Source organism: Pseudomonadota bacterium (assembly GCA_027624955.1).
In the GTDB taxonomy this organism is placed as follows: domain Bacteria; phylum Pseudomonadota; class Alphaproteobacteria; order UBA828; family UBA828; genus PTKB01.
The window spans coordinates 20,920-44,306 of sequence record JAQBTG010000003.1 but is presented as its reverse complement, the minus strand read 5'-3'; the positions used below and the strand labels follow the sequence as shown (position 1 = coordinate 44,306).

Below are 23,387 nucleotides of genomic sequence, written 5' to 3'. Positions count from 1 at the left end.
TGATCTCCGCGTGTGAACTCCGCTGAATTCAGCTTCCGGCGGCGCGATGGGGATTAGGATGGTTTTGAGCGATTGGTTTTCTTCTTGGCAACAGACTTGGTCCGAGGCTTGGCCCCTGATTTGGTTTTAGATTTGGCCGCCGACTTAACTGCTGACTTGGCCGTAACTCTCGACTTGGCTGAGGTTTTTGACTTGGTTGAAGCTTGCGACTTGGCTGAAGCCTTCGACTTGGCTGAAGTTTTCGACTTGGCTGAAGTTTTCGGCTTGGGCGGAGTTGTCGGCTTGGCCGAAGCTTTCGACTTGGACGGAGTTTTCAACTTGGTCGGAACGTTCGCCTTAGTCGCGGCTTCTAACCAGGAAACTGCCTCCAATCTGACCGCCGCCTGTGCATCGGCTGCCGCCTGTTGCTGCGCCGCGGCAGTTGGATGATCCAAGGGTTTGTATTTTTTGTTCTTTGGCGCTTGCTGTTTGCCCAGCGCCACCGACATGCCAAAACTCAATACCCGGCGTTGCTCCACATCGACGTTCATCAAATCCTCGCCGACCAAGATGGGGCCGTCAAAATCAGCACTCACCTGCTGCAACAACTCCTCTTCGTCGAATCGAGTGGGCACAAAATGGCTGAGCACGAGAACGCCAGCTTCCATTTCGCGTGCCACTTTGCCGACTACGTCGGAGCTGGTGTGATAGCTCATCACATTGATGCTGCCTTGATTTTCGCGCATCAACATCCGCTGTGGCGTGCCGTCATGGATATAGACTTCATGCACCAATACATCGACACCCTTGGCGGCCTTGATCAAGGCCGGGCAATAGGTGGTATCGCCGCTGATGGCCAGGCGAGCCGTCGAGGTTTCGAAGAGGAATCCAAAAGCCGGACTGACCGGGTAGTGATCGACTTCGACCGCGGTCACAACCATATCGCCGGAGCGGAAAACTTCACCTGACTCTATTTCCACCACTTCCGCTCCGAGCGCCGCAGTGGTGGAGCGCATCTCATGCGCGATGCGTTGACTGAATTCCGGTTTCCACAGCTTCAGCAAGCCTTCGACATAGCGCTTGGTGCCCTTGGGGCCGTAGATATATTGCGGCCGGTCGCGTCCCTGATGCCAACTCGAAATGAAGAGCTGAAAGAGGTCGACAATGTGGTCCGAATGTAGATGGGTGAGAAAGACGGCGTCCACTGCGGCGCCGTTGCTGCCCGCGCCATAGAGGCGCTGAGTCGTGCCCGAGCCGCAATCGACCAAATAGGTGCCGCCATGATGGCGCACGATTTGCGACGGGCCGAACCGACGGGTATCGACTTGCGGGCAGCCGGTGCCGAGGAGGGTTAAAAGCATGCGCCACGCTACCTAGAGCGCCGGGGCAAAACAAGCGCCGAAACGCTAGAAATTAATCCGCCTAGGTGTGGTGGCCTGATAGGCTGCAACGGCCCGAACGATTCGGAGATGTTTGCTTGTACGCCTTGACGAACTGTCGCATCCATATCGCTTCCAAGCGCCTGGAAGCGCCTGCTGTTCTTATCGAAGGCCGGCATATTTCGGACATTGTGGAAATGTCGGACATCCCGGCCGATATCCCCCAGCACAACTTGGACGGCGGCCATTTGGCACCCGGGTTTATTGATGTTCAGGTCAATGGCGGTGGCGGCGTCATGTTCAATACGGCGCCGACGGTAGAAACCATCGCGCGCATGGCTAAGACTCACCGGCGCTTCGGCACCGTCGGATTTCTGCCGACCCTGATCACGGACGAACGCGGACATATCAGGCAGGCGATTGACGCGGTATGCGAGGCCTTGGCGGCGGCAACGCCTGGCGTGCTCGGCATTCATCTCGAAGGCCCGATCATAAATCCGGAGCGCAAAGGAATGCATGATGCCGGCCATATAGGTGCGCTCGACGCGGAGATTATCGACGGGCTTGGCGCTGTGCCGGGGGCCCGGGTCGTCACGCTGGCGCCGGAATGCGCGCCGCCCGGGTTAATCGCTCAATTGACAGCGGCCGGCATCCGCGTTTCGGCCGGACATACACAGGCCACGGCGGAGCAAGTTACAGCAGCGCAACAAGCGGGCTTATTGGGTGTAACGCATTTGTTCAATGCAATGACCCAATTCACCGGCCGTGCGCCTGGCGCCGTCGGCGCAGCGCTCGCCAATGCCGATCTTTGGTGCGGCATCATTGCCGACGGCGTGCATGTCCATGAGACGTCGATTCTCGCGGCCTGGCGGGCAAAGCAAGACAAGCTTTTTCTCGTCACCGATGCAATGGCGCCGGTCGGCACCGAAATGGCCGCCTTCGAATATCGGGGAGAGAAAGTTACGGTGCGCGACGGATCATGTTTCCTGGCGAATGGCTGCCTTGCGGGCTCGACCCTCGATATGGCCAGCGCCGTGCGAAATTGCGTGCGAAACGTTTTGATTCCGCTCGAAGCTGCGCTTCGCATGGCTTCGACACATCCCGCTGAGTTTCTTGGGCTTGGAGATTCTCTCGGAAAAATCGCGACCGGCTATGACGCCAGTCTAGTCTGGCTGGATGATGACCTCATGGTCAAAGCGACCTGGGTGAAAGGGCATTACGAATATCATGGTTGAGCAAACCAACATGCGCATCGGCATCGATATCGGCGGCACCAAGATTGCCGCCGTGATACTGGACGAAGAGGGCAGGGAGCAGGCCCGCTGCCGTGCTGATATCTCACGCGATTATAACGGCACGATCGACATTATCTCCAAGACAGTGGCCCAATTGGAAAGCCAGGTACGGCCGGCGGCGCGGATCGGCATCAGCATGCCGGGAGTTGTCAACGGCGCCGGCGAACCGATGTTGGTGGCTAATTTGCCGTGGTTGCAAGGCAGGCCTTTTCGCAGTGACCTGGAGCGTCTGTTTGAACGCCCCGTGCATATCGGAAATGACGCGAACTGCTTTGCCTTATCGGAAGCGACCGACGGCGCGGCGGCAGGCGCCGCTGTGGTGTTCGGGGTGATTCTCGGCACCGGGGTCGGTGGCGGCCTGGTCGTCAATGGCCGGATCGTTGCCGGCGCCAACGCGACGGCGGGCGAATGGGGCCACAACCCCCTGCCGTGGCGCGAACCTTCGGACGGCGACGAGATCACCTGCGGCTGCGGTCAAACCGGGTGCATCGAAACCTGGCTGAACGGCGCGGCCTTGTCGCGCGATTATTTTTCGGTGGCCGGGCGAGCAGCAAAGCCCGAGGAAATATCCCGCCTCGCCAGCAGCGGCCAGGACCATGCGCGGCATGCTGTATCGCTTTATGAGAGGCGGTTGGCGCGAGCGCTCGCCGCCGCCATTAATTTTCTCGACCCCGATGTCATTGTGCTGGGCGGCGGGCTTTCTGCGATCCCCAGCCTTTATACCGAGGTGCCGCGGCTTTGGTCACGCTATGCCTCCTCCGGCGCCCCGGTGACGCGCATAGTGGAGGCTAAATATGGGCCGGATAGCGGCGTGCGCGGTGCTGCCTGGATTTAGGCAAAGCGCAGGCACAGGCGCTAACGGCTATTCTCCAGCGCATAGCGCACGAGCGCGCGGAGTTTTTCTGCGCGGATCGGCTTCTGTAAAATCTCAAATTCCAGGCCATCGACCACGACATCGAGCACCGCCGAAGGATCGCCAGACACGATGATTGCCGGAATCTTGCTATCGAAGTGCCGGTTAAATCCCATAATCACATCGACCGCCGTTTGCGCATTCCGCAATTTGAAATCCGAGAGCAGCAGGTCAGGGCACCTGCCGCCGGCGTTTGCCGCACAGTCGTCAATCGCCTCCTTGGCCGATGCGCCGCCAAACACCTGATATCCCCAACCGGCCAATAATTCCGAGGTCGCAAAATATACCTCGGGGTCGTCTTCCACGAGCGCGATCATGGCGTCGACCTCAGGCAAGGGTGCGGCGATTCCTGCGGAAGATACTTTCGGTTCGCCGCGCGCCGTCGCGACGCCAACCTCTAGCCAAACGGCAGTGCCACGTCCCGGCTCGGAAGATATCGACATGGCGTGACCGAGCATTGTGCCGAACTCGCGCGCGATCGATAGTCCCAAGGCAAAGCCACGCCAGGCCGAGCGCGATACCGAATCGCTACTCCTTCTCGACCCAGAAAATAGCGCAAGTGTCTGTTCATCTAAGTCCGGCCCGCTATTGAGGACGCCGATCAGCAATATATCTTTGTCTCGGCGGCATTCGACCAGCACCCGGCCCGACTCAGTATGGCGTATCGCATTTGAGATCAAATTATCCAATAGGCGCTGCAACAGAAGGGGATCGCTCCGCACACGGAGTGCGCAGGGAACGACGCGAAGCTCCAAGCCCTTGGTGGCCGCTTGGCCGGCAAATTGGTCGCGGCAATGGTTGAACAATCCGGCGATATCGAACTCCACCATATCCGGCTCCGCATCGGCGGCGCGCATAGCGGAAATGTCGAGAATTGCTTCGATCGCGCCTGATACCCCGTCGGCGGATATTTGTGCGCCATTTACAAGTGCTGCCGTGTCAGCGTCCTCGGCGCGGCCGGCAAGAGCGGCCAATAATAGATTGAGGGAATAAATAGGTTGGCGCATGTCATGCGCTGCGGCCGCCAAAATTTGGCTGATTTCCATTTCCGTCTTGGGCGGCCCAGGTTTCGGCATATCAATGTTGAACCATTTGGATCGCCTCAAACATATTGACTAAAGCGGTCCCAATTGGCGCGGCGATCGCCGGCAGGTCCACTTCGTCATCAGCCCGGCAACAGCCAGCAGCATTGGATGGACGCGAAGAATCCAGATTGTAATGTGCCGATCATGTGTCCTCGGTTGGACCGCAAGGGCGGTTCCGCAATTGACGTTAGCTTGCTTTGGGAAAACCGGTCGGTGCCGGTCCAGCGATCTTGGCCGCGTCTGGATTGGAATAATAGACAGTCATGTCGTGGATCTTACCTGCGCGGCACAGGAAGAAATTGCAGTTGTGCAGATTTAGAACACCGGACGCCACATAGGGTGAAACCGCCTTTGGCATGAGGCGCACCTTAAAATACGCGGCGCATCGATCGTTTTCCGCATCCACGAAATGGGTGAAGTCCTCGAAATGAGGATCGTAATTAGCGAGCAAATGATCGAAAAAACTGCGGAGCGGCGACGCGCCGGCATCGGCCGCACCACTAAACCGGCGTGGCTCATTGTCACCGTGATAGATCGTAACCCGCGCATCCTCGGTAAAACAGTCGAGGATGCCAGCAATATTCTGACGGGCGACATTGCCGAAATATTCTTGTTCGACAAGTTTGACGTAATGTTCGTGTGAATGGCTGCCCATACCGAAATTCTCCTCTCCTCAGACCCGCGAAAACCGCGCGCTATTTTCCTTTGAATTTGGCCTTACGTTTCTCGACAAACGCGCTGATGCCTTCGACAAAATCGGAAGTACCAGCGCAAGCCGCGAAGCTTTCGGCTTCCGCCTGCAATTGGTCGTCAAGGGTGGAGTGCAGCGAGGCATTTAGCAATTTTTTCGTATTGCCATAGGCACGGGTCGGCCCGCTTGCCAGACGCTGCGAAAGTTTTGCCGTCTCGCTCACCAAGTCTTTATGCGGGACCACCCAATTGACCATGCCGAGATCCTTTGCGGTTTCAGCATCGAAACGCTCGCACAGCAGGGCCAGCTCCATCGCCTTTTTTAGCCCTACGGAGCGCGGCAAAAAATATGTCGACGAGCCGTCCGGACTGGTGCCGATGCTGCAATAGGCCATTGTGTAGAAGCTGGTATCTGCAGCGATCACCAGATCGCAAGCCAGCATCAGGCTCACGCCGAAACCGCCCGCCGCACCCTCAACGCTAGCAACGACCGGCTTAGGCAGGCGCTTGATCACTTGGATCAAGGGATGCACCTGATAGACGAATTTTTCAAAGAAACGGCGGCGTTCATCCGATTCACGGTTGAGTTCGCCGTGAAACAATTTGAGATCGCCGCCGGCCATGAAATGCCCTCCCGCACCACGGATCACGACGCAGCGTATGCGGGAATCATTCTCTACCGCGGCTAGTTCATCGAACAACTGTTCGGTGAGCGGCCCATTCACCGCGTTCAGCACTTCCGGCCGGTTGAGTGTCAGCGTGAGAACGCTCTTTGATCTTTGCGTGAGAATTGCTTTCGCCTTCGTCATTTTTATTCCCGTTTCGTCGTTTATTTGACCGTCTGCATCCGGCAACGCACCGTTTGAGTTGGGTCAAAGCTTAGGGTCCAAGATAACCCGCACTGGCAGATAAGTCGCGCCATTGCGGAGAGTCTTCTCTAATGGCTCACAATGCCTGCCAATTTTGACATGTTGTTGCGGGACGCAAGGACGAATAGTCTCGAGCGGACAAACATAACTCAGGAAAGATATAGGAAATGGTGCAACAAGCGATCCGCATAAAGACCGACCCGGACCCATATGAGGCGTTTTGCCTCGCTCAGGCTTACCGGGTCGACAATATGATTTACGTCTCTGGCCAAGCAGCCTTCAGCTTGGAAGGAAAGGTCGTCGGCGCCGGAGATTTCGATGCCCAGGCGGTGCAGGTTTTTGAGAATTTACAGACCGTTCTGCAAGCTGGCGGATCAGATTTATCCAAGGTCATCAAGGTAACTATATTTTTGAAAGACATGGGTAATTTCAGCAAAATAATCGCACTGCGCAAAAAATATTTCACACCGCCTTATCCGGCAGACACCATCGTCGAAATTACCGGCCTCGCGCTGCCGGAACTAGAGATCGAAATAGAGGCGATGGCGTTCGTCGACGGCGAAATTATCGGCTGACCAGAACTGCTTACCCCTTAATACCGGCCGCTTTTTTGTCATCTTCCTGTTGGAGTGCAAAAATGGAGGAGTAGCCGCCGGACCAATCCGGCGGCAGGCGGGCCGGGAAGGGGTCGAACTCGGCATAGCGCGCGGCCTCACCGCGTACGATTCTGCCGTTATGGCGCGACGGCGTGGGATTGGGCGTGATCGGCAAGGCATCGGCTGAGGAAAAAGCGTTCAACAGGAGCGGGCGCGCTTTGCTCGGATGATTGTTGGCCATGGAGCCGTGCAGCGCCCGGCAATGGTGAACGGTGACGGAGCCGGCCGGACCTTTCATGTAGACCGCCTTGTCCAACTCGACCTTTTTCAGATCTTGATTGCTCAGGCAGCCAACCCACTGATTGTCGCCATTATATTGATCAAATAGCTCGCCTTTGTGGCTTCCGGGAAGGACACCCATCGGCCCCGTCACATCGTCGACATCATCGAGATAGACGCCAATCGTCAGAACGCTGAAATTGGTGTGCGGCCAAAATTGAATGTCCTGGTGCCATTTCACCTCTTCGCCGCCGCCAAACCATTTGAAATTGAGCTTCGAATGATGAAATTTGATGTTCGGGCCGAGTAAATCCTCGGCTAGATCGGTAATCATCGAATTCGACGCGAACTCCCAATATACCGGGTCATGGTCGACTGGTTGGGTAAGGCGGCGCAATTTGGGGGCATCCGCCGTGTGCGCCGGCTCTAGGTCGAACTTATCGTTTGATGTGCTCAACCCTCGGCTTTCGTCGACCATGCGCTCGGTCACTTCCCACAGTCGCGCCAACCAGTCTTCGCTTACAAAGCGTTCCTTGAGCAGATATCCGGTTTCGAAAAAATATTCGCGCTCCGATTGGTCCAGAATTTTAGGCGCGTGGGTCAACACCTTTTCGGGCGTCATGATTATGCATCCTCTGCCATTTTTTCGACTGCATGATTCTATGCTTCACCGGGCACCCATACAATAGGTTGAGCACTGCCGATGTGTGACAAATGTGCGCCGGCAATGGGGTTGTATCGGGACGTGCGCCGATAGTGCTCTTCTACTGGCGCCGCCATCGGCGCACTGCTATTGTTTTGGACTACAAGGGTCCAACACGGGATCGGCAATTATGGGGAGAGTAAAATGGGCCAACAAATGATCGATTTGACGTTAAAGCTGACCGACAATATGCCGGCGCATAAATTATTCCAGCGCCCCGTTATCGTTCCGCATTACACGCACGAGAAAACCATAAAAGATTTCGAGCTCGGCGTGCCCAACGACCGGCTCTCCTTCGCCACCACGTTCCTCGGCATGGTCGACCATATCGGCACCCATGTGGACGCCTTCTTTCACACCAACCCCAATGGCGCCACGGTCGACAATATGCCGCTCGATATGTTCATGGGTAAATCCGTGTGCTTCGACATGCGCCACATTCCCGACCTCGGCGATATCGATGTCGCCGATATGGAAGCCGCCCAAGAAAAAACCGGCGTCAAGGTGGATGGGCATATCGTGCTCATGTGCACTGGCCTGCACGAGCGCCACTATCCAGATGTGAAAGTGGTGTGGAGCAACGCCGGCATCACCGCCGACGCCACCAATTGGCTAGCCGATCGGGGCTCCAAACTGCATGGCGTCGAAGGACCCTCGACGGACAAACCGTCGGACAATCTATTTCCCAATCACCGCGTCTGCCGGGACCGCGGAATTACCCATTACGAATGGCTGGTGAATCTTGAACAGCTGATCGGAAAAGGTGAATTTCAGTTCTTCGGCCCGCCGATCAAGATCGGTGACGGCAGCGGCGCACCGGTTCGCGCCTGGGCCATGGTGGACGACTAAAGAGAGTAGCTTTCGGGAGATCGGAGATGTCTCGGGTAGATTCACGGGACAACGACCAACGCATACCGATCACGTTGCTGAGCGGCTTTCTTGGCTCTGGCAAGACGACCATGATCAACCACTTGTTGAGCGATCCGAACGCCGGAAAAATTGCCGTTATCGTCAATGAATTCGGCGAAATAGGCATCGATGGTGATCTGATATCGCGCGCCTCTGAGGATATGTTGGAGCTGACGAACGGCTGCATCTGTTGCGCCGCCCAGGGCGATTTGATGGATGGCCTCAACAAACTGTTCATGCGCAAGGTGGGCTTGGCCGAGCCGAAGATTGACTTTGATAAAATCGTCATCGAAACAACTGGCATTGCGGATCCGTCCCCCCTCGCCAAACTGCTTTACACGGATTTGAAACTCGATCTGACGTTTAAGCTCGATGCGGTATTGACGGTTGTCGATCTCAAGCACGTGGAAGCCGAGATCAAAAACTCGGTCGAGGCGCAAAAGCAGATTGCCATCGCTGACAAGATTATTTTTAACAAACGCGACATGGTGGACGACGCGGCGTTCGCCCGCGCAGCTTCGGTAGTGGGCGCGCTTAATCCTTATTCACGTAAAGAAGTCACGTCTTTTGGTGTGCTGGCGGTCGATAAAATTGTCGATCTGGATCTGTTTGATCCGAAAAATCGCGACGATGCGGTAGGCGAATGGCTCGGCAGCACGGACAATGAGGCGGATGACGTTCACCGCCACACCCCAAACGTCAGCGCGGTTTGCTTGCAGGATTCCCGTATCATGGACTGGAATTTGGTGCTGCGATTTTTTTACGAACTAACCCAAGAACTTGGCGATGATCTCTATCGTGTCAAAGGGCTGGTGCAATTCGACAATGTCGATAAGCCGGTCATCATACAGGGTGTTCAAGGCACTTTCAGCCCGCCAACCTATGCCGACACCTGGCCGCGCGGCGAGCCCGAAACCCGTATGGTTATCATCGGCAGGGGACTCAACAAGGCAGACCTCGAAGCCCGCTTTGCCACCTGCATATTGAAACAGCACACGGTCCTCGACCGTGGCTCCGGCGCCATCTAAGCGGTCATCCAAGAGGAGTTTGACGACATGGGTTTCGCCTATCATACCGCCCTCGACCTGACGCGCCTGATCGCCGCGAAAGAAATCTCGCCGGTCGAACTGGCCGAAGATGTCATCGAGCGCCAGGCCGCACTTGAGCCGGAAATAAATGCCTTCGTCACTTGCACGCCTGACATCGCGCGCGCGGCGGCGAAGCGAGCGGAGCAAGCGGTCATGGCGGGTGACGCGCTTGGCCTGCTGCACGGCCTGCCGCTTTCCGTCAAAGACTTGATTTCAATGAAAGGGGTGCCTTGGACATTTGGCTCTAAGCCGTTCGCAGGGAACATAGGCGCGGTCGACGCACCGGCAGTGGCGCGCGCCCGTGCCGCCGGCGCCTGCATCATCGGCAAAACCACCACCAGCGAATTCGGCTGTAAAGGCACCGGCGATAGCCCGCTCACCGGCGTAACGCGCAATCCTTGGAATTTAGCTAAAACACCGGGTGGTTCGAGCGCCGGCGCCGGGGCCAGCGTCGCGTCGGGACTTACGCCGTTTGCTCTTGGCACCGATGGCGGCGGCTCCATTCGCATACCGTCATCGCTGTGTGGCCTGTTCGGTATCAAGGCGCAATTCTCCCGCGTTCCGTTATTTCCCATTCCCGCGACGCCGACGCTTGCCCATGTCGGCCCACTAGCGCGAACCGTGCGCGACGCGGCACTGCTGCTCACCGCGATTTCGGGGCACGACCCTCGCGATCCCTTTGCCGTCGCCGGACCGGTGCCGGATTATCTTGGCGCGTGCGGACAATCGATCAAGGGGATGCGAATCGCCTGGAGCCCGACTTTCGGCTACGCCCGGGCGGATCCGGAAATACTCGAGATCACGGAACGTGCCGCTCGATCCTTCGAAAAACTGGGTTGTCATTTGGAGATGGTGGAAGCACCGTTCGGCGACGAGCCGCTGGAAATCTGGCGGGCCGAGTTTTATGGCGGCGTTGGCACCAAATTGAAAGGATTGTTGACGGATTCGCCGGAGCAATTGGACCCCGCTGTCGTCAAAATGCTGTCGGGTGTGCTTGACCAATCGATCGAAGATTATTTCATCAAGCTGTTCGCGCGCTATGCATTTCGCGAAACCGTCCGTGAATTCTTTGACAACTACGATTTGCTGCTGTCGCCGGTGCTCCCAGTTGCCGCTTTCGATACCGGGTTCGACATGCCGCCCGGATGGGAGGACCGCGATCCGGTTTCCTGGGTCTATTACACCTACCCGTTCAATACGACCGGACAGCCGGCGGCTTCCATTCCGGCTGGTTTTACCGATTCTGGCCTACCGGTCGGATTGCAGATGGTCGGGCGAATCAATTCGGAAATAGATATTTTCCGCGCCGCTGCGGCGTTCGAAGAGGCACATCCTTGGGCAGATAAAAGGCCGCCATTGGTCGCGGGTGGCGCGACCGCCGCAGCGTCGGCATAACCCGCGCGGCGATCACCCGGCGCATCCCTTTTGCGGGACTTGTCAATCGTCGCGATAGGGACAATGCTCCCTGCAATATCGGCATTACGTTGGATTGAGCGGAAAAGAGTTTCATGTCGAGAAGCATCTTAGGAACATTCTTGGGCGCGCTTGTGTTGGTGGTCGCCGGCGCGTTCGTTGCCTTCGCTTATTCGCGCACCAGCGTCGCTGCCGTAGATCGATACGAACTTTCGTTCGGTGCGGATAATTAGCCGCGCCTCGGGGAGCTGGCACCGCGGTAAATATCGTCATGCAGCGGCTCTCTCTATCGCGACAATCGCGGCTTTGCTCCTGTTGTTGCCGTTCAACCTGCAAGCAGCGGAACGCTCAGCCGTAGTGCTCCAGGGTCTCGACAAAGTAACCGCGCGGATATCGAAATTCACTGCCGAATTAGACACTCCCGTTGTCTTCGGCACGCTCGAAATCACTGCCCGGGCCTGTCACAAAAAACCGCCCGAGGAACCTCCCGAAAGCGCGGCCTTTCTCGAAATTCGCGAGAAACGACAGGGAACGTCGGTGGAATTGCTGTTCAGTGGCTGGATGTTCGCTTCGACCCCTGGCCTATCGGCGCTGCAACATCCGGTCTATGACGTCTGGGTGCTCGATTGCGCCATGTTGGAAGTGAATTCCGAATCAAACGGATAAAAGGTCGCCTGGCGCTCTAGTGCCGCCCGTAATTGCTCAAGATATGTTCCGCGCGGCAACTCGACAGCGCCGAAACCGGTCAAATGCGCAGTCACAAACTGGGTATCCAATAGCGTGTAGCCACCGGCGCGCAAGCGCTCAACCAGATGCACCAAAGCGACCTTGCTTGCATCAGTTTTGCGGCTAAACATGCTTTCGCCAAAAAAGGCGGCGCCAAGCGACACGCCGTAAAGTCCGCCGACCAATTCAGTACCGCTCCAGCATTCGACGCTGTGGGCGTTGCCGAGGCGGTGCAACTCGCCATAGACCTTAACGATATCACCATTGATCCATGATTCCATACGCTGTGCGGTACGCTCCGCGCATGTACGGATGACTTGGTCGAACGCCTGATCCACGGTTATTTGGAATTTTCCCGAGCGCACCGTGCGGCCGAGGCGGCGCGGCAAATGAAATTCGTCTAACGGAATGACGCCGCGCCAATCCGGGTCCACCCAAAACACGGAAGGATCGTCCTGGCGTTCCGCCATGGGAAATACGCCACACGCATAGGCCCGGAGAATCAGTTCTGGCGACAATTCAATCATCGGCTCAACCCATGCCCCCCGAAGCCTAGGCTTCTGCTATGAATTTCTCCAGCCAATGAATATCATAAGCGCCATTGGCGAAATCGGCATTGGCGATCAATTTGAGATGAAACGGAATCGTCGTTTCAACGCCGGTGATGACATATTCTTCGAGCGCGCGGCGCAAGCGCATCAGGCATTCGTTTCGATTCGAGCCATGCACAATGACCTTAGCGATCAGGCTATCGTAAAAGGGTGGCACCGAATAATCCTGATAGAGCGCTGAATCTACACGGACGCCAAGCCCACCCGGCGGGTGATACCCGGTGATCAAACCGGGAGAGGGGCGAAAGGTAAGCGGATCTTCAGCGTTCACCCGGCACTCGATGGCGTGCCCGTTAAAGACGATATCTTTTTGCTCGTAGCCCAAAGGCGCGCCGTCGGCGACACGGATTTGCTCGCGTACCAGATCAATACCGGTAATCATTTCGGTCACCGGATGCTCAACCTGGATACGGGTGTTCATTTCGATGAAATAGAATTCACCGGCCTGATATAGAAACTCCATGGTGCCGACGCCGCGATAGCCGATTTCGGAAACCGCTTTGACCACTCGGGCACCGATACTCTCGCGCTCTTCGGTGTTCAGCGCAGAGGAGGGAGCTTCTTCCAACATTTTTTGATGGCGCCGCTGCAGTGAGCAATCGCGCTCTCCGAGGTGCACAACGGTGCCGTGCTGATCGGCTAACACTTGAACTTCGACATGTCGCGGGGAGTCGATCAATTTCTCCAGATAAAGCGAATCATCGCCGAACGCCGATTTCGCCTCGGCGCGGGCCATCGCCACGGCCGCCGCCATATCTTCCTGGCGCTCGACCCGCTTCATGCCGCGGCCGCCACCACCAGAAACCGCCTTTACCAAAACCGGATAGCCGATCGTCTCGGCGACGGCACTGAATTCCGCGATATCTTGCATTGCGCCCGCCGAGCCCGGCACGACAGGGACGCCCAATTTCTGCATGGTCTCCTTGGCCCGTACTTTGTCGCCCATCATGGCGATATGTGCCGGCGTCGGTCCGATAAACGTAAAGCCGTGCTCCTCAACAATGCTGGCAAAATTGGCGTTTTCCGAGAGAAAGCCATAGCCGGGATGAATGGCGTCGGCATTGGTGATTTCCGCGGCGGCAATGATAGAGGGTATGTTGAGATAGCTGTCGCGCACTGAGGCCGGTCCAATACAGACCGATTCGTCAGAGAGGCGGGCATGCATGGCATCGGTATCGGCGGTCGAATGCACCGAGACAGTTTTGATTCCCAATTCCTTGCAGGCGCGATGGATACGCACCGCGATCTCGCCGCGATTGGCTATGAGAACTTTTTCGAACATTGTGTTGGGCAGCCTAAACGGACATGTGGGCCGGTGCTATTCTAGCAACAGTAGGACTTCGCCATATTCTACTGGCGTGCCGTTTTCGGCAAAAATTCTAACTACCCGGCCGCTGCGCGGCGAGCGAATCGGATTCATCGTCTTCATTGCTTCGACGATAAAGAGGGTTTGTCCTTCGCTCACTTGCTCGCCAACCCTGATGAAGGGCTCAGCGCCGGGCTCAGGAGCGTTATAGGCGACGCCAACCAAGGGCGAAATAACAGCGCCTGGATGGCTGGAATCCACGCTTACTGCCGTCAGCACATCGGCCATATCAGCTATCAGAGCATCTGAAGCCGCCGGCGCCACCGTGATTGCGTTGCCATGGAGGGTGCGCGCCACACGTACCCGTTCTGGCCCGCCGCCAATTTCGATCTCGCTCAAGCCGGTTTCTTCGAGAAGCGCCGCCAAATCACGAATGAGATCGAAATCGGGTCGACGTCGGTTTTTCTCAGATTCGTCCAAAGGCAATTCCACCGCCATTTGTTTAATCCTTATCCACTATTTGCGCTAAAGCGTCGAGCGCCAACAGATAGCCCTGCGCGCCCAGGCCGCAAATCACTCCGAGCGCCGCCTGCGAGATGAAGGAATGTTTGCGGAAGGATTCGCGACGATAAATATTAGACAAGTGAACCTCGATTGTTGGTAGGCCCGCCGCCCGCAACGCATCCAGAATCGCTATTGATGTGTGGCTGTAGGCGCCGCCATTTATTACGATGCCGGAGAAATCTACCACTGCCGACTGAATCCAGGTGACCAACTCGCCTTCGCTGTTTGATTGGCGAAAATCGATGGCCATGCCCAAAGCTTGACCCTTGTGCTGGCAGGCTGAGTCAATTGTATCAAGAGAGTCGCCACCGTAGATATCCGGCTCTCGCTGTCCCAACATATTGAGGTTTGGACCATTCAATATCAAGATTTTGTGTGTCATCGGAAAACCATACTAAACCAAATCCATGCCATTCGCACCAAGAGAGAGGCGCGATGGCCTCCGATTGCCAGCGCCCAGATATATTTTCGGGCGCACGCCTGCAGATGCGGCTCAAACAGTTGAAATGCAGAACGACGTGGCCATACTCTAATTCAGTGCGACGTGCAACATGATGGCTAGCGGCTTGCGCCGCCGGCCGAAGGAATTACCGCAAAGCATGCAAGTTCAAATAAATGGGGAAGCGCGCGAGTTTGACGGACCGCTGACGGTCGAATCAGTATTGCAACGGCTCGGTTTCGATCCGCGCAAGATCGCGGTCGAACGCAATTTGGAAATCGTCCCGAAAGGCGCCTACGGCGGCACTCCGGTCGCAGAAGGCGACAAATTGGAGATCGTCCACTTCATCGGTGGTGGCGCCAACACGGTGGAATCTCAAGCAGTGGAGAATCTTGGTTGGGAGGTTGCCGGTCGCAAATTTACCTCGCGTCTCATTGTCGGCACCGGAAAATACCGCGATTTCGCCGAAACGGCGCAGGCCGTAGAGGCTTCCGGTGCCGAGGTCGTCACCGTAGCGGTGCGCCGAGTCAACATCGGTAACCCTGGCGCACCGATGCTGATCGATTTTCTCGACCCCAAGAAATACACTTTTCTGCCCAATACCGCCGGCTGCTACACGGCGGATGACGCCGTTCGTACCATGCGCTTGGCGCGCGAAGCAGGTGGCTGGAAGCTGGTCAAATTAGAGGTTCTAGGCGACCAAACCACGCTGTATCCGAATATGGTGGAAACGCTGGTGGCGACTGAAATGCTCGTGAAAGAGGGTTTTGACGTCATGGTTTATTGCAGCGATGACCCGATTATGGCCAAAAGGCTAGAAGACCTTGGCTGTGTGGCGATCATGCCGTTGGCGGCGCCTATCGGGTCGGGCCTCGGAATTCAGAACCCTGTGAATCTGCGCATCATCATCGAAAATAGTGGGCTTCCGGTGCTAGTCGATGCCGGTGTCGGCACCGCTTCCGATGCGGCTATTGCCATGGAACTTGGCTGTGATGGCGTGTTGATGAATACCGCAATTGCCGAAGCCAAGGACCCAATAAGTATGGCCCATGCTATGCGCTTGGCGGTGCAAGCGGGGAGATTGGCCTATCTTGCGGGGCGCATGCCAAAAAAGCTCTATGCCGACCCGTCATCGCCGCTTGGTGGCCTGATTTAGTCCAGTCCGCACACCAAATTTCGCCGCGCCCAAGCTAACTTAATTCGCGTAATGCTTTGTTAGCTCATTGTGTTAACCATGTTATCCAATTAATTACATCGATTTTCTGCTGTAGTACAGAACGATCAGTGAACTAATATGGTTAATGCACCCATCTTCGGTTCGGGAATTTTCGCCTCTGTTTCGTCATACAATGCTCGATGTATGACACAATTCTCGACCATAACATCTTGAAAATAATACATGTTCTACACAAACACAGGTTTAAAATAGCACTCCGATTTGAGGCATTTTCGTTGCACCTTAGTTCTCCCGCCGGTATTGCAGTTGTTCAACGCCAGAACCTAAGCGCCGGTAGAACATGAAATCGGCGCAATAACATTCCCGACCAGAGATTTCAGGGCTTGCCCTTGTTCGCCACCAAAATGATGTCTTCTGCGCGTAAATAAGCTGGCGCACCGACAGGCAAGCCGCGCTTCGCTCTTTCGGCATGATATTTTGCCTCAGCAAGCTCGCCGCGCAGCATCGACGCTTCAGCCAAAGCGAGAGACGATTGCGCGAGTTGTTCGTCGCGCCCATAGGCGATTCCCAGGAAATGCCAGTGCGGCGCGTAGTTGGGCTCCGTTCGAGTGGCGACAACCAAGTGATCTATCGCTTTCTTATTAAATCCCAATTCATTGATCTCGATTAGGGCACGCGCTAGGCCCAACCGCAGGAGCGGCTCATCAGGCCGCAAGGCGACAGCCTTTTCATAGGGCGGAATGGAAAGCGCGATGTGACCATTTTCGAAAAGTATTTGTCCCTTTAGCTCCTGAAACCAGGGATCATCTGGAAATTCGCGCAATAAGCCATCGAGCTCGCCGATCGCCCGTTCTACGTCCGGAATTCGATAATAAGCAATCGCCCGCGCGTAACGCGCGGTGAGACTAGTGTCATCCTCACGGTAAATTCGCAACGTCTTGCCCGGTGAATTCAGATAGGCAAACAGCTTGGCCACCATCCGGCGATGCGCCAATAACTCGGCTTCATCCGAGATTATGGTCGGATAAGTCGAGGTTTCTACGAAGTTGCGTACGAAACTGATGCGATCGCGGGTCAGTGGGTGCGAGCGCAAATAGGGGTCTTGGCGTTCGGCCACCAATAATTCCTGGTCTTCCAGTTTATAAAAAACATCGAGCATCCCTGAGGCAGAGCGCCCGATGGCGCGGAGATACCCGACACCGGCCTGATCCGCCGACTGTTCCTGCGACTGGCTATAGCGAAAGAGCGATTGCTGGGCGATTGCCGTTCCGGTGCCCATTATCGCCCCTCCGGCTTGACCGCCACCGGCCAAAATCGCCGCGGCGCCGAGGATGTAGGCAAGCATCGCCTCTGTCGTCGCGTTTTCTACCGCTTCGCGGGTGCGCGCCAAATGGCCGCCGGCGATATGACCGGTTTCATGCGCAAATACACCAATAATGGCATCTGGGGTGTCGCTTGACATGAGTAGACCAGTATTGACGAACAAATTCATTCCGCCGGCGACAAACGCATTCAAGCGTGAATCATCGACAATATGCACATTTACCGCTGCAGCATCGAGGCCGGCCACCGCGAATAGTGGCGCGGCATAGCCGCGAATGGTATTTTCAATCTCGGTATCACGAATAAGCGACAGCCCTTGTGCCTTGATAGTCGGGGCAATCACTGACAATAAAATAACACATGCGAGGACGAAGCCGACCGCGCGCACAGGAAAAATGCTCAAATTCATATCCTTAAAGCTCTTTATTTTACGATGTAGCCTGTTCTCCGGTTTGCGCCTGCGCGCAACCTCGATGGTAGCCGCGCTGATTCTGTTGAGCGGATGCGAAGTTGCCCAGACTTTACCAGATTTCTCGATGTTTGAACCCACCAGCTATTTCGGCGGCGCGACGTCCGACGAGCCGCGCGCCGCCTTGGTCGCTCGCGACGTACTAGCGGCGGGCGGCAGTGCGGCTGATGCCGCCGTTGCGCTATATTTTACATTGGCTGTAACCTATCCCTCGACTGCGAGCCTTGGCGGCGGCGGCGTATGCTTGGTGTACAATCCGAATGAGGATGACGGCGACACCACCGAAGTTATTGAATTTTATGCCCTCGCAGCGGCAACCGGGGGCACCGCGCCTCGCCGCCCCAACGCGATTCCCGGCTCGGTGCGGGGCATGTACGGTCTACAAGCACGCTACGGCCGCCTGCCATGGTCGCGCTTGCTGGCACCGGCAGAAACATATGCGCGCCTCGGACATCAAGTTTCGCGGGCTCTGGCACGCGACATCCGGTTGGCAGGCCTGTCTTTATTTACCGACCCCGAAATGCGCAAAATATTTTTACACAGCGACGGCTCGCCAATTTCCGAAGGTCAACGGGTGTATCAGTTGGAACTCGGCTCCGTCATATCCCAACTGCGACTTAAGGGGGTTGGCGAATTCTATGGCGGCAGCGTCGCCAAAGTCCTGAGCGCCCGAGTCGCGGAGGCCGAGGGCGCGCTCACAATTGAAGAATTGCGGGCCTTTGCACCGGTCTGGCGGGAAAGCATCACATTGCCGTTTGGAAACCAAGTCTTTCATACTGCGCCACCCCCCGCCGCCGGCGGCCTCACGGCAGCCGCAATGTTTCACCTTTTGGCCGAAGACGATCGTTATCTTGACGCCCCGGCTGACGAGCGTGCTCATCTTTTTGCTGAAGCCTCGAAACGCGCCTTTGCGGATCGGGAGACCTGGCTAGACGTCAAAAATGGAGTGGCACTCGATTTGAATCGTCTGCGATCGAGCATGGATTCCTATAACTCCAGTCAAGCGACCGCCCTGGACAAATTGAGCCAGCTGCCGGAGCGCCGGCTAGAAAACCCGGCCGCAACCAGCTTTGTTACCATCGACAGGCGCGGCCTCACCGTATCTTGCGCCGTGACGATGAATAATTTGTTCGGAACCGGACGTATTGTACCTGGCACCGGCATCTTATTAGCTGCTTCTCCCGCAGCATCGGGAAACGCCGCGACGGCTCTCTCGCCGATTGTCCTAGTAAATCATAATACCAGTCAGTTGTTCTTTGCCGCTGGCTCGGTAGGCGGCGCTGCCGCGCCCTCAGCTTTGGCCAGTGTAATGCGTGGAGCGCTTCTCGACGCTCTGCCGCTGCGTGATGCGATGGATGCACCTCGGCTCCATCACGGCGGCATACCTGACATCGTTGTTACCGAACCTAATTTTGATACAGCTCTACGGGACAGTCTTGACCGGCGCCGCCATCGGGTTTCCGAAGTTCCGGAAATCGGCCGTGTGAATGCCGTCCATTGTCCGGGGGGCGCGCCGCGCAGCCCTGAAACCTGCGTATTCGACACCGACCGGCGCGGCTTTGGCCTTGCCAGTGGCGGCGTGCTGTAGGCTGGAGCGGATCAGATGAAAGTTTCTAGACGCGCCGATGTCGCGCCTTTTTACGCCATGGAGATTCTCAAGACCGCGAATGAAATGGCGGATGGCGGCGCTGATATCATGCATATGGAAACAGGCGAACCGGTCAGCGGCGCGCCGTCGAAGGTCATCGAAGCCGCGCATGCCGCGCTCGATCACGCCCATCTGGGCTATACCGAGGCGCAGGGTGATCCAAAATTACGCGCCCGCATCGCCCAACATTACGCGGAATATTACGGTCAACAGGTTGCGGCAGAGCGGGTCGCCGTCACCATCGGTGCTTCGGGCGGGCTTTTGCTCGCATTTCTCGCGGCTTTTGATGTCGGCGACCGAGTTGCCATGGCCGACCCAAGCTATCCCGCCTACCGCAACACGCTCGCTGCCCTCGGGTTAGAATCGGTTGGTTTGCCTGCCGGACCTGAAACCCGTTTTCAGCCGACGGTCGGGCTTTTGCGGGCACTGGAAAAACCAATCCAAGGACTCATCATCTCCAGCCCATCCAATCCAACAGGCACGATGATTCCGCGCGCCGAATTCGAGGCCGTAGCAAAATACTGTGACAGCGAAGGTATCCGCATCATTTCGGATGAGATCTATCATGGCATTACCTATCACGAGCGCGCCGAGACGATACTCGCATACAGCGACAGCGCCATCGTCGCCAACGGATTTTCCAAATATTTTGCGATGACCGGATGGCGGCTCGGCTGGATGGTATTTCCATCAGATTTGGTGCGACCAGTCGAGCGGCTGGCACAGAACATATTTATATCGCCGCCCGCGCTGTCTCAGCATGCCGCCCTCGCGGCGTTCGATTGCCGCGAAGAGCTTGACGCCAATGTCGCGCGCTACGCTGAAAATCGAAAAATATTACAACATGCCTTGCCGCAAGCGGGCTTCGGTGACCTCGCACCCTCAGACGGTGCTTTTTATGTGTATGCGGATGTCTCTCGCCTCACCAATGATTCGCAACAATTTTGCCAGGACATGCTAAAGGCGACAGGCGTGGCGGCCACACCCGGTATCGATTTCGACACCGCGCGCGGCAACCGCTATGTGCGCATTTCATTTGCGAGCGACCGCGCAACTGTATTGCGCGCCACCAACGCCCTCATTCGCTGGCTAAAAAGTGAATGAGATGACGTCGGGTCGGTCAGACAAGCCAAGCCGGCGTTAGGACAAATCGCGCTGCCACCATCCGGCGCGGCGCTGTGACGGCTCTGCCGCCTGTTCGCCGGGACCCCCATCGCTTGAACTATTTTCTGCTTTGTCCTCTAGGGAAACGGCCACCAATTTATCGCTGGCGGTATCGCCGCTGTCACTGTCAGGCGTTGCGGGAGTTTCGGCTATGGGAGCGGGTGAGGGCGCCTTTTCTTGCGGATCGCCACCATCATTGGAATTGCCAACATCGGCGGACACCAGAGGTTCATCGCCGCTTGCCTCTTCGCTTGACGCAGCATCATTATCCGGCTGTTTCTCAGTAGCGCGTTTCCATCTTGAACGGCTCGCACGTTTTGGCTTTATCTCGCTTTCGGCCGGCTCTGTGGTATGCCCCTCAGAAACCTCTTCCGAAACGGCTTCTTCCGATGCGGCAAGATTATCCGTCGGCAAATTACTTGATTCGCCCAAAATTGCTTCTGGTTCCGAATTCGCACCCTCTGCGCTGCCTTCTACCGTCCCGTCTGCGCCGGATACCTGCGCCGTTTCAGCGTTGGATTCTTCGCCGACGTCGTGGCTGCGCGCGTTGCGCCGGCGGCCACCACGTCGGCCACGCCGCCGCCGCTTTTTGAGGGCACCGTCTTCTTCGCCTTCCGCCGCAGCTGCTTCGCCGGATTCAACGGCCTCGGCGGGTTCAGCGGTTTCGCTAGCGTCCGTGGCTACTCTGGCTGCGGGCACTTCTTCTGTGCGGGCCGCAGGTTCTCCAGCCTCAGCACCCAGTGGTTTTCCCGTACGGGGCTTGCGTCGCCGCCTGCGTCGACGTGGCTGTTCTTCGCCATCGGCGGTCTCCACCACGACGGCCTCTTGCTCGCCGTCCTCCGCCTCATCTTCGACAAACACCGTGTCCGCCCGGCCCTCGGGGACTCCCCCTTCGTGAGCGCGCAGGGTTTCGATAGTGTACATGGGTGGCACAAGAGTGGGGTCGTCTTTGAACGCGATCTCCATCGCGTAGCGCGATTCGATTTCACCCAGCGTATCGCGCTTGTGATTGAGAATGTAGAGCGCGATTTCACCCGGTACATGTACGAGAATTTGACCGCTGCGCTCACGTAGGCCTTCTTCCTCGATGGCCCTCAGAACATGGACGGCAGAAGACGCTGTGGCCCGCACAACACCCGTGCCAGCACAGGTTGAGCATACTTCCGTGGCCGTTTCCAAAATACTCGGCCGCAGGCGCTGGCGCGAAAGTTCGAGCAAGCCGAAGGGGCTGATACGGCCTATCTGAATTCGCGCGCGGTCGTCGCGCATTGCTTCTTTGAAGCGGCGTTCGATATTTCTCTGGTTACGATTTTCATCCATATCGATGAAATCGATCACCACTAGCCCCGCCAAATCACGCAGCCTCAACTGCCGCGCAATCTCATCGGCGGCTTCCTGATTTGTCGTCAGCGCTGTTTCCTCGACCGTGCGCATTTTTGTCGCCCGGCCCGAATTCACATCGATCGACACGAGCGCCTCGGTCGGGTTGATGACGAGATAGCCGCCCGAGCGCAATTGCACTTGCGGGCTGTACATCGCGTCAAGTTGGCTCTCTATCTGGTAACGTGTGAACAGAGGGATGCGGTCGCGGTATGGCTGCACTCGGGAACTATGGCTCGGAATTAACGTCCGCATGAAGTCTTTGGCGATTCTGTAGCCTTCCTCGCCCTCAACCTGAATTTGGTCGATGTCACGAGAATACAGGTCACGTATCGAACGCCGGATTAGATTGGCTTCCTCGTTGATCAGAACCGGTGCGCTGGATTCCAGGGTCGCCTTGCGAATACCTTCCCATTGGCGCAACAGATACTCGAAATCGCGTTTGATCTCGGCGCGCGTCCGGGCGAGGCCGGCTGTGCGCACGATCACGGCCATGCGCGAGGGGACCTTCAATTCAGCGGTGATGGCCTTGAGGCGCTTGCGGTCGTCTGCATTGACGATTTTACGCGATATACCGCCGCCGCGCACCGCATTCGGCATCAGGACGCAATACCGGCCGGCCAAAGAAAGATAAGTCGTCAGCGCGGCGCCCTTATTGCCGCGTTCTTCCTTCACCACCTGGATCAGCATGACCTGGCGTTTCTTGATGACCTCTTGGATCTTGTAACGGCGCGATAGAAGCGACCGGCTGACATGGAGCCGACGCTGCGCTTCATCGTCTATATCGTCGCCGCCAAGCGTCTCCACCGATTCATCAGGGTTTGCTACGCGATCTTCACTTGGAGCATCGCTATCTTCATTGGCTTCGGCACCTGATTCGAGCTCCTCAGCGCCGAGATCGGTTTCTTCCGACGCCGCATCGCCATCGCGCGCATCTGCCGCATCTACGGTCGCCGGCCCGGATTCTTCATCCGTCAGGTCATCGGCGTTGTCATCGACATTATCGTCGGTAGCGTCTTGTTGTTCGGCGAACAACGCTTCCCTGTCGGCAACCGGAATCTGGTAATAGTCGGGGTGAATTTCGCCAAACGGCAGAAACCCGTGTCGGTTTCCACCATACTCGACAAACGCAGCCTGCAATGAAGGTTCGACCCTCATTACCTTAGCGAGATAAAAATTTCCCTTAAGCTGCTTCTTCGCCGCTGTTTCGAAATCAAATTCTTCGAGTCGTGTTCCATTCGCCACCACGACGCGAATTTCTTCCGCGTGGCTGGCATCGATCAGCATTCTTTTGACCATTTGTCAGTTTTCTCCGCGACTGCACCGCATCGGCCGCGAACTTGGCGCGGCGGCGCTGTCGGATTCGGGAAGCTGATTGCCCA

At 56.8% G+C, this 23,387-nt stretch carries 22 protein-coding genes; 11 read left to right on the top strand and 11 right to left on the bottom strand.

The annotated features are described in order from the left end of the window. Window positions 1-53: 53 nt before the first annotated feature. Complete coding sequence (locus tag O3A94_01840) at window positions 54-1,340, bottom strand: MBL fold metallo-hydrolase (GenBank protein MDA1354992.1); 1,287 nt, start codon at window positions 1,338-1,340, stop codon at window positions 54-56. A 116-nt stretch (window positions 1,341-1,456) separates the two neighbouring features. Between O3A94_01840 and nagA the strand changes: the two genes are divergently transcribed. Together nagA and O3A94_01830 are read left to right on the top strand one after the other, a co-directional pair. Continuing rightward, window positions 1,457-2,593, top strand: coding sequence for an N-acetylglucosamine-6-phosphate deacetylase (gene nagA, locus O3A94_01835; GenBank protein ID MDA1354991.1), 1,137 nt, complete (start codon window positions 1,457-1,459; stop codon window positions 2,591-2,593). Continuing rightward, complete coding sequence (locus tag O3A94_01830) at window positions 2,586-3,488, top strand: ROK family protein (GenBank protein ID MDA1354990.1); 903 nt, start codon at window positions 2,586-2,588, stop codon at window positions 3,486-3,488. Before nagA ends, O3A94_01830 begins: the two co-directional genes overlap by 8 nt. Window positions 3,489-3,508: 20 nt before the next feature. Here the strand turns inward: O3A94_01830 and O3A94_01825 are convergent, their stop codons facing one another. The 3 genes from O3A94_01825 to O3A94_01815 form a co-directional block, all read right to left on the bottom strand. Continuing rightward, window positions 3,509-4,642 carry an ATP-binding protein gene (locus O3A94_01825; GenBank protein ID MDA1354989.1) on the bottom strand — a complete coding sequence of 378 codons (1,134 nt, stop codon included), beginning with the start codon at window positions 4,640-4,642 and terminating at the stop codon, window positions 3,509-3,511. 196 nt (window positions 4,643-4,838) lie between these two features. Continuing rightward, complete coding sequence (locus tag O3A94_01820) at window positions 4,839-5,306, bottom strand: nuclear transport factor 2 family protein (protein ID MDA1354988.1); 468 nt, start codon at window positions 5,304-5,306, stop codon at window positions 4,839-4,841. 40 nt (window positions 5,307-5,346) lie between these two features. Then, on the bottom strand, window positions 5,347-6,150 hold the full coding sequence (locus O3A94_01815; protein MDA1354987.1) for an enoyl-CoA hydratase: 804 nt from the start codon (window positions 6,148-6,150) through the stop codon (window positions 5,347-5,349). Between the two features lie 227 nt (window positions 6,151-6,377). On the opposite strand from O3A94_01815, the gene O3A94_01810 reads away from it, so the two are divergent. Further along, window positions 6,378-6,785, top strand: a complete 408-nt coding sequence (locus tag O3A94_01810) for a RidA family protein (protein ID MDA1354986.1) — start codon at window positions 6,378-6,380, stop codon at window positions 6,783-6,785. Between the two features lie 10 nt (window positions 6,786-6,795). Here O3A94_01810 and O3A94_01805 read toward each other — a convergent pair whose 3' ends face one another. Further along, complete coding sequence (locus O3A94_01805; GenBank protein ID MDA1354985.1) at window positions 6,796-7,707, bottom strand: phytanoyl-CoA dioxygenase family protein; 912 nt, start codon at window positions 7,705-7,707, stop codon at window positions 6,796-6,798. A gap of 225 nt (window positions 7,708-7,932) precedes the next feature. On the opposite strand from O3A94_01805, the gene O3A94_01800 reads away from it, so the two are divergent. From O3A94_01800 to O3A94_01780, 5 genes are all read left to right on the top strand, one after another. Further along, on the top strand, window positions 7,933-8,637 hold the full coding sequence (locus O3A94_01800; GenBank protein ID MDA1354984.1) for a cyclase family protein: 705 nt from the start codon (window positions 7,933-7,935) through the stop codon (window positions 8,635-8,637). 26 nt (window positions 8,638-8,663) lie between these two features. Beyond that, the gene (locus O3A94_01795; GenBank protein ID MDA1354983.1) at window positions 8,664-9,725 is read left to right on the top strand and encodes a GTP-binding protein; all 1,062 of its coding nucleotides are present in this window, start codon (window positions 8,664-8,666) and stop codon (window positions 9,723-9,725) included. A 27-nt stretch (window positions 9,726-9,752) separates the two neighbouring features. Further along, a complete protein-coding gene (locus O3A94_01790; GenBank protein ID MDA1354982.1) occupies window positions 9,753-11,180 on the top strand; it encodes an amidase family protein in 1,428 nt (475 codons plus the stop codon). Between the two features lie 113 nt (window positions 11,181-11,293). Then, on the top strand, window positions 11,294-11,431 hold the full coding sequence (locus O3A94_01785; GenBank protein MDA1354981.1) for a hypothetical protein: 138 nt from the start codon (window positions 11,294-11,296) through the stop codon (window positions 11,429-11,431). Then, the gene (locus O3A94_01780; GenBank protein ID MDA1354980.1) at window positions 11,418-11,864 is read left to right on the top strand and encodes a DUF2155 domain-containing protein; all 447 of its coding nucleotides are present in this window, start codon (window positions 11,418-11,420) and stop codon (window positions 11,862-11,864) included. The genes O3A94_01785 and O3A94_01780 overlap by 14 nt, the downstream gene beginning before the upstream one ends. Here the strand turns inward: O3A94_01780 and aat are convergent. Genes aat through aroQ form a run of 4 tightly spaced genes read right to left on the bottom strand, consistent with a single transcriptional unit; the run spans window position 11,804 to window position 14,787 of the window. Continuing rightward, complete coding sequence (aat, locus tag O3A94_01775) at window positions 11,804-12,451, bottom strand: leucyl/phenylalanyl-tRNA--protein transferase (protein ID MDA1354979.1); 648 nt, start codon at window positions 12,449-12,451, stop codon at window positions 11,804-11,806. The two genes, O3A94_01780 and aat, sit on opposite strands and share 61 nt — an antisense overlap. Before the next feature lie 25 nt (window positions 12,452-12,476). Next, window positions 12,477-13,817 carry an acetyl-CoA carboxylase biotin carboxylase subunit gene (gene accC / locus O3A94_01770; GenBank protein ID MDA1354978.1) on the bottom strand — a complete coding sequence of 447 codons (1,341 nt, stop codon included), beginning with the start codon at window positions 13,815-13,817 and terminating at the stop codon, window positions 12,477-12,479. 36 nt (window positions 13,818-13,853) lie between these two features. Beyond that, the gene (locus O3A94_01765; protein ID MDA1354977.1) at window positions 13,854-14,339 is read right to left on the bottom strand and encodes an acetyl-CoA carboxylase, biotin carboxyl carrier protein; all 486 of its coding nucleotides are present in this window, start codon (window positions 14,337-14,339) and stop codon (window positions 13,854-13,856) included. Window positions 14,340-14,343: 4 nt separating this feature from the next. After that, on the bottom strand, window positions 14,344-14,787 hold the full coding sequence (gene aroQ / locus O3A94_01760; protein ID MDA1354976.1) for a type II 3-dehydroquinate dehydratase: 444 nt from the start codon (window positions 14,785-14,787) through the stop codon (window positions 14,344-14,346). A 217-nt stretch (window positions 14,788-15,004) separates the two neighbouring features. On the opposite strand from aroQ, the gene thiS reads away from it, so the two are divergent. Beyond that, window positions 15,005-16,000 carry a sulfur carrier protein ThiS gene (gene thiS / locus O3A94_01755; GenBank protein ID MDA1354975.1) on the top strand — a complete coding sequence of 332 codons (996 nt, stop codon included), beginning with the start codon at window positions 15,005-15,007 and terminating at the stop codon, window positions 15,998-16,000. A 397-nt stretch (window positions 16,001-16,397) separates the two neighbouring features. Here the strand turns inward: thiS and O3A94_01750 are convergent, their stop codons facing one another. Beyond that, window positions 16,398-17,753, bottom strand: coding sequence for a M48 family metalloprotease (locus O3A94_01750; GenBank protein MDA1354974.1), 1,356 nt, complete (start codon window positions 17,751-17,753; stop codon window positions 16,398-16,400). A gap of 127 nt (window positions 17,754-17,880) precedes the next feature. Here O3A94_01750 and O3A94_01745 point away from each other — a divergent pair, with 127 nt between their 5' ends. Together O3A94_01745 and O3A94_01740 are read left to right on the top strand one after the other, a co-directional pair. After that, window positions 17,881-19,401, top strand: coding sequence for a gamma-glutamyltransferase (locus O3A94_01745; GenBank protein MDA1354973.1), 1,521 nt, complete (start codon window positions 17,881-17,883; stop codon window positions 19,399-19,401). Between the two features lie 15 nt (window positions 19,402-19,416). Next, a complete protein-coding gene (locus tag O3A94_01740) occupies window positions 19,417-20,565 on the top strand; it encodes an aminotransferase class I/II-fold pyridoxal phosphate-dependent enzyme (GenBank protein ID MDA1354972.1) in 1,149 nt (382 codons plus the stop codon). Between the two features lie 36 nt (window positions 20,566-20,601). On the opposite strand, the gene O3A94_01735 is transcribed toward O3A94_01740, so the two are convergent. Further along, entirely contained in the window at window positions 20,602-23,304 is a 2,703-nt protein-coding gene (locus O3A94_01735; protein ID MDA1354971.1) for a ribonuclease E/G, read from the bottom strand. Between the last annotated feature and the right edge of the window lie 83 nt (window positions 23,305-23,387).